Annotated in this window: 4 protein-coding genes, 1 tRNA gene and 1 pseudogene; 3 read left to right on the forward strand and 3 right to left on the reverse strand. The window is 71.6% G+C overall.

The window, feature by feature from the left end; genetic code table 11:
* From DZG00_RS10395 to DZG00_RS10405, 3 genes are all read left to right on the forward strand, one after another.
* Positions 1 to 1,071: YlbL family protein (locus tag DZG00_RS10395; protein ID WP_233550118.1), on the forward strand; the 1,071-nt coding region annotated here is incomplete at its 5' end.
* Positions 1,072 to 1,199: 128 nt separating this feature from the next.
* Entirely contained in the window at positions 1,200 to 4,151 is a 2,952-nt protein-coding gene (locus tag DZG00_RS10400) for a UPF0182 family membrane protein (RefSeq protein ID WP_199688931.1), read from the forward strand.
* Between the two features lie 145 nt (positions 4,152 to 4,296).
* A tRNA-Met gene (locus DZG00_RS10405) sits at positions 4,297 to 4,370 on the forward strand.
* A gap of 66 nt (positions 4,371 to 4,436) precedes the next feature.
* Here DZG00_RS10405 and DZG00_RS10410 read toward each other — a convergent pair.
* From DZG00_RS10410 to DZG00_RS10420, 3 genes and pseudogenes are all read right to left on the reverse strand, one after another.
* A complete protein-coding gene (locus DZG00_RS10410) occupies positions 4,437 to 5,102 on the reverse strand; it encodes a peroxiredoxin-like family protein (protein WP_119382107.1) in 666 nt (221 codons plus the stop codon).
* Positions 5,103 to 5,242: 140 nt separating this feature from the next.
* A complete protein-coding gene (locus tag DZG00_RS10415) occupies positions 5,243 to 6,964 on the reverse strand; it encodes an ABC1 kinase family protein (RefSeq protein WP_119382106.1) in 1,722 nt (573 codons plus the stop codon).
* Positions 6,961 to 7,076 (reverse strand): annotated as a pseudogene (locus tag DZG00_RS10420) (PadR family transcriptional regulator); the annotation flags it as partial. The gene DZG00_RS10415 and the pseudogene DZG00_RS10420, both read right to left, overlap by 4 nt.

Genomic DNA, 7,076 nt, shown 5'->3' on the forward strand with positions numbered 1-7,076 from the left:
GCCCCCCGCGCACCCCGGCCCCCGCGCCGCCGCCGCGTCGGCCGCGTGCTCGCCGGCACCGGCGCCGTGCTCGCCCTCGCGCTCGGCCTCATGCCGTCGCCGTACGTCATCGAGCAGCCCGGGCCCGTGTTCGACACCCTGGGCACGAGCGATCACGACGGCACGGAGCGTCCCCTCATCTCCATCCCGGACCGCACGACCTACCCGACCGACGGCCGGCTCGACATGCTCACCGTCAGCGTCGTCGGCAACCCCGCGCAGCGCCCCGACTGGTTCTCGGTCGTCTCCGCCTGGCTCGACCCGAGCCGGAGCGTCGTGCCGATGGAGGCCGTGTTCCCCGCGGACCAGACCGCCGAGGAGCGCGACGCCCAGAACCAGGTCCAGATGACGGACTCGCAGCAGGACGCCGTCGCGGCCGCGCTCACCGAGCTCGGCATCGACGTGCCGCGCACGCTCCAGGTGCAGAGCGTCCTCGCGGGATCCGCTGCCGACGGCCCCCTCCGCACCGGGGACGCGATCCGCACGGTCGACGGAGCGGACGTGGTCGACCTCGCCGACCTGCAGGCGCGCGTCGCCGCCGCGGGCACGAGCACGCCGCTCTCCTTCGGGATCACGCGCGACGGCCAGGACAGCACGGTCGAGGTCACGCCGACGGAGCGCGACGGGCGCCCCGTCATCGGCATCGTCACGTCCACCGACTACGAGTTCCCGTTCGAGGTCGACATCCAGCTCGACGACGTCGGCGGTCCGAGCGCCGGCATGATGTTCGCGCTCGGGATCATGGACAAGCTGGAGGAGGGCTCGCTCACCGGCGGGAAGGCCATCGCGGGAACGGGCACGATCGACGCGGCGGGCACCGTCGGCCCCATCGGCGGGATCCGGCAGAAGCTCTTCGGCGCCGAGCGCGCGGGGGCCGAGTACTTCCTCGCGCCCACCGACAACTGCGACGAGGTGCACGGGCACGTGCCCGACGGCCTCCGCGTCCTCGCCGTCTCGACGCTCGACGACTCGCTCGCGGCGCTCGCCGCCATCTCGACGGGCGGCGACCTCGACGCGCTGCCCACCTGCTGAGCCGACGGGATCCGGCCGCTCGACGAGAGGGCTCCCCTACCAGACGGGAACCCCTGATCGCTCGCAGGTCCCTGGCAACCACCCCGCCTAGGATGAGGGCTCCGCGTCCCCGACTCTGAGGCACATCTGTGACTAGCACATCCGCCCGGCCCGCCAGACGGAGCCGAGCCCCCCTCGCCATCACCGCGGCCATCATCGCCGCCCTCGTGATCGCGTTCTTCATCTTCGCCGGCTTCTACGCCGACGTCCTCTGGTACGACCAGCTGGGCTACCTGGGAGTGCTGCTCACGCAGTGGGGCGCGGGCATCGCGCTGTTCTTCATCGGGTTCCTCGCCATGGCGATCCCGGTGTTCGTGAGCATCCAGGTCGCGTACCGCTCGCGGCCGGTCTACGCGAAGCTCAACTCGCAGCTCGACCGCTACCAGCAGGTCATCGAGCCGCTGCGCCGTCTCGCCATGTTCGCGATCCCCGCGGTCTTCGGCCTCTTCGCCGGCGTCTCGGCCTCGAGCGGCTGGCAGCGCACGCTGCTCTGGCTGAACCGCACGCCCTCGGGCACGACGGACCCGCAGTTCGGGCTGGACACCTCGTTCTACATGTTCGAGCTGCCCTTCTACCACGCGGTCGTCGGCTTCGCCTCGGCCGTCGTCATCATCTCCATGCTCGGCGTGCTCGCCACCAGCTACCTCTACGGCGCCGTGCGGTTCACGGGCCGCGAGGTGCGGATCTCGAAGAGCTCCCGGATCCAGATCGCGATCACCGCGGGCGTCTACTTCCTGCTGCAGGGCGTGAGCATCTGGCTCGACCAGTACTCGTCCGTGGTCAACACGGCCAACGGCGGGCTGTTCACCGGCGCCGCGTTCTCCGACGTCAACGCCGTAATCCCCGGCCGCACGATCCTCGCCGGCATCGCCATCGTCGTCGCCGTCATGTTCATCATCACCGCGGCCATCGGACGCTGGCGCCTGCCGATCATCGGCACCGCTGGGCTCATCGTCGCGAGCATCCTCATCGGCACGGCCTACCCGGCCGTCCAGCAGCGCTTCCAGGTCGAGCCGAACGAGCGGTCGCTCGAGGCGCCCTTCCTGGAGCGCAACATCGAGGCGACCCGCGAGGCGTACGGCCTCGCGGACATCGAGGAGATCCCCTACGACGCGACCACGGACACCACGCCGGGCGCGCTCCGCGAGGACGCCGCCACCACGGCCAACATCCGCATCCTCGACCCCGCCGTCGTGGGCGACGCGTTCAGCCAGCTGCAGCAGTTCCGGCAGTACTACCAGTTCGGCGACAACCTCGACGTCGACCGGTACCAGATCGACGGACGCGTGCAGGACACGGTCGTCGCGGTCCGCGAGCTCAGCCCCACCAACACGGGCACCTCGTGGGTCAACCAGCACCTCGTCTACACGCACGGCTACTCGCTCGTCGCCGCCTACGGCACGCAGCGCACCTCCGACGGGCAGCCGGTGTTCCTCGAGTCGGGCATCCCGGCCTCGGGCGACCTCGGCGACTTCGAGCCGCGCGTGTACTTCGGCGAGAACTCGCCCGACTACTCCATCGTCGGCGGCCCCGAGTCGGGCGACAAGGTGGAGCTCGACTACCCGTCCGGCGAGGACGGCGCGGACGAGACCTACACGACGTTCCAGGGCGACGGCGGGCCGAAGGTCGACAACGTCTTCAAGCGGCTCATCTACGCGCTGAAGTTCCAGTCGGAGCAGATCTTCCTGGCCAACCAGATCAACGACCAGTCGCAGATCATCTACGACCGCGACCCGGCGGAGCGCGTCGGCAAGGTCGCGCCCTACCTCACGGTCGACAAGGACCCGTACCCCAGCGTGGTCGACGGCCGCGTCGTCTGGATCGTCGACGGCTACACGACGAGCGACCAGTACCCGTACTCGGAGCGCCAGGACATGAGCCGGCTCATCGCCGACTCGCAGCAGACGCAGCCGCTCGTGCCCACGGACCAGATCAACTACATCCGCAACTCGGTCAAGGCGACGGTCGACGCGTACGACGGCAAGGTCACGCTCTACGCGTGGGACACCGACGACCCGATCCTCAAGACCTGGCAGAAGGTGTTCCCCTCGACCCTCAAGCCGATCGCGGACATCTCGGGCGAGCTCATGAGCCACCTGCGCTTCCCGTCCGACATGTTCAAGGTGCAGCGCGCCGTCCTCGGCAAGTACCACGTGACCGACCCCGGTTCGATCTACTCGAACCAGGACCTCTGGACCACGCCGAACGACCCGACCGCGACCACGGAGGCGGGCACGACCGCCAGCCTGCAGCCGCCGTACTACCTGACCATGCAGATGCCCGGCCAGGACGAGCCGAAGTTCTCCCTGTACACGACCTTCATCCCACCCGCCACGCAGGACACGGCCCGGAGCGTGCTCACGGGCTACCTCGGGGTCGACTCGGACGCGGGCAGCACGGCGGGGGAGAAGGCGCCGGACTACGGGAAGCTGCGTCTGCTCACGCTGCCGAACGACGACACCATCCCGGCGCCGACGCAGATCCAGAACAACTTCAACTCCGACACGAACGTGGCGAACCAGCTCAACCTGCTGGAGCGCGGCGGCCGCACGTCGGTGGTGCGAGGGAACCTGCTGACCCTCCCGGTCGGCGGCGGACTGCTCTACGTGCAGCCCGTGTACGTCCGCTCCACGGGCGACACGAGCTACCCGCTGCTCCGCAAGGTGCTCGTGGCGTTCGGCGACAAGATCGCGTTCGAGGACACGCTGGACGCGGCCCTCGACAGCATCTTCGAGGGCGACTCGGGTGCCACGGCGGGTGACGAGAACGTGCCCACGACGCCCGCGGACGGCGCCACGGACGAGGGCTCCGCCGACGGCGCGACCGACGGCGGCACGGGATCCACGCCCACGCCGGAGCCGACCACGTCGCCCGCGGCTCCCGCGCAGGACGTGCAGGCGGCGCTGGCTGCGGCCGGACAGGCGCTGCAGGAGAGGGAGGCGGCCTACCAGGCCAACGACCTCGTCGCGGCGGCGCAGGCCGACCAGCGTCTGACCGAGGCCCTCAACCGGGCGATCGAGCTGGGTGGCGCGCAGCAGTAGCGCGTCCCCGCTCCACCAGGACGGCCCCGGCGGCCCCGCGATGCGGGTGCCACCGGGGCCGTCCTCGTCCATGGGGCGGGAGAGGCCCGCATGCGCTCGCATGGTCACGAGCACCCCCGGAGGTCTGGTAACGTATTCCTCGTAGCGCGGGGTGGAGCAGTTCGGTAGCTCGCTGGGCTCATAACCCAGAGGTCGTAGGTTCAAATCCTGCCCCCGCAACAAGATGAAGGCCCGGTCTCCTGGAGACCGGGCCTTCTGCTTTGCCCGGATGCGTGCGGGGCGCGCCTATCGGGTGATCAGGGCATCGACCGCGGCCAGGATGTCCTGCACCTCGGTGCGCGTCGTGTAGTCGACGTGCACGTCGGCGAAGGTCACGCGGCGGTCTTCGTCCACCACGATGACCGTCGGGAACGGGATGTCGCCCGTTCCGTCCGCGTTGCTGTCGGCGACGTCGAAGCCGAGCTGCGCATGCGCGGCCCGTGCCTCCGGGGTCGGCTCCGTCACGAGGCCGAGCGCGCGGACGAAGGCGTTGGACGGATCCGACAGCACGGCGAAGTCGAGCCCGCCGCCGGCGACCGCCTGCGCGCTGCCCTCGGGCGTCTGCGGGCTGACGGCCACGAGCGTCGCGCCGCGCTGGCGCAGTGCGGGCAGCAGCTCGGCCTGGTACTGCCGGAGGGTCAGGTTGCAGTACGGGCACCACGCGCCGCGGTACAGCACGACCACCGCGGGACCCGTGCCGAGGGCCGCGTGGAGGTCGACCGCCGCGCCGTCGGGATCCAGGAGCGTGGCCGCGGGCAGCGCGTCGCCGGGGGAGACCGCGTCGGCCGGGACGCCGCCATCACGCAGCGCCTCCTGCTCGGCGGCGAAGACGGCGGAGAGGTCCGGTCCGATCTGCTCTCCGAAGCCGCGGTCGAACTCGGCGATCTGCGCCTGGATGGTCGTGTCGGTCATGGTGTCTCCTCGGTCCGTCGGGTCGGTGCGCTCACCGTAGGCGGGCGATCCGGGAGGGGCGCCGGAGGTGCGTCACACGGCGTCACGACCGACACCGAGCGGACAGGCGGCTGTGGTCGAGGTGCGGACGACGGGCGGGGTCAGCGGCCGCGGCGGCCCGGGAGCAGCGCCTGCGCGAGCGGGATCACGGAGACCACGAGGAGCACCGTGCCGAGCACCTCGTCGTCCGGGCGGAGGAGCACACCGCCGGCGAGGAGTCCGCCGAAGACGAGGGCGGAGATCGCGCGGCGCAGGGTGCGCTCCAGGGCGCCGACGCGGCGCTCGAGGATCGGATCGCTGATGGGGAGGGCGCCGTCGTCGATGCGGGTGAGCAGGGCGTCGAGGCGGCCGGGGAGGCGCGCGATCGTGCCGGCGGTGTCGGAGACGCGCGTGCCGAGGTCGCGCACGACGTTGCCTCGCTCCTCGCGGATGAGGCGCTGCGCGTACGGCTCGACGGAGTCCCAGAGGTTGAACGCGGGATCCAGCGCGCTGCAGACGCCCGACGTGAGCGACATGGCGCGGATGATGAGCAGGAAGTCGTCCGGCAGCTGGAACGGCAGGGTGCGTACCACCTCCTGGAACTCGTTGGCGAAGGCGCGGAACTCGCGTGGATCCACCTCGCGCAGCTCCGCGAAGCCCAGGCCGCCGAAGCGGGCGAAGAGCCGGGTCATGGCGAGCTCGAGCTGCGTGGTGTCCGCGGACGGCAGGAGCACGCCGATGTCGCGGGCCGCGTCGACGAGCCCCTTGCCGTCGCGCGAGGCGGCGGCGATGAGCATCTTGCGGAGGCCCCGGCGCGTGCTCGGCGGCACCTCGCCCATCATCCCGAAGTCGATGAACGTCAGGGTCCAGCCCTGCTCGACGGAGCCGTCCGCCACGGGCGTGACGAAGACGTTGCCGGGGTGCGGATCCGCGTGGAAGAAGCCGTCCGCGAACAGCTGGTCGAACATCACGGCGGCGAACACGGGCGCGACCTCGACCGGGTCGATCCCCGCGGCCAGCAGCCCCGCGTGGTCGGTGATCTTGATCGCCGTCACGTCCTCGAGCGTGAGCACGCGCCGGGTGCTGCGCTCCCACACGATCTCAGGTACGGCCACGCGGGCGTCGGCGGCGAACATCTCCTGGAAGCGGGCCGAGCTGCGGGCCTCGTGCAGGTAGTCGATCTCCTCGAGGCTCGTCTCGGCGAACTCCTCGACGAGGGCGGGCGCGTCGACGCGGTCGGACACGAGGCGCACGTGCGTGAGCCAGCCGCCGATGCGCCGGAGGGCGGCGAGGTCGATGCGGACGATGTCGTCGATGCCGGGCCGCTGCACCTTGATGACCGCGCCCGTGAGGCCGGTGTCGGCCGAGTCGAGCGGGCCGAGGATCGCGCGGTGCGCCTGGCCGAGGGACGCGGCGGCGACGGGCGTCTCGTCCACCCACGCGAAGGCGTCGGCGAGCGGCATGCCCAGCTCCCGCTCGGCGAGCGCGCGGATCTCGGGGAACGGGACGGCGGGCACCTCGTCCTGCAGATCCTCGAGCTCGGCGGTGATCTCGGGCGGCAGCACGTCGAGGCGCGACGACATGAACTGGCCGACCTTGATCATGAGCCCGCCGAGCTCGACCGCGAGCACGCGGAAGCGGCGGGCGAAGAGCTTCATGCGGCGGGTGCGCGTGCGGTCGGCGATGCGGCGGAGGCCGACGCGGGGGAGGAAGAGCTCGTACCACCAGGTGACCGCGAGGTTCCAGGCGGCGAAGCGGAGGATGCGGCGGTAGCGGGCGCGCGTCTCCGGGGCGTCGGCCTCGGGATCCGCCCCGGGCGCGGCGCCGGCCGTGGCCGCGGTCACTCCCGGGCGAGGATCGCGTAGAGGCGGCGGCGGGCGGCGTCGAGCTCGGTGACGGCCTCGGCGACCTGCGCCGGGGTGCCCGTGCGCTGCACCTGCGCCGCGGCCTGGGCGA

This window comes from Clavibacter lycopersici, from assembly GCF_003576405.1.
Taxonomy (GTDB): Bacteria; Actinomycetota; Actinomycetes; order Actinomycetales; family Microbacteriaceae; genus Clavibacter; species Clavibacter lycopersici.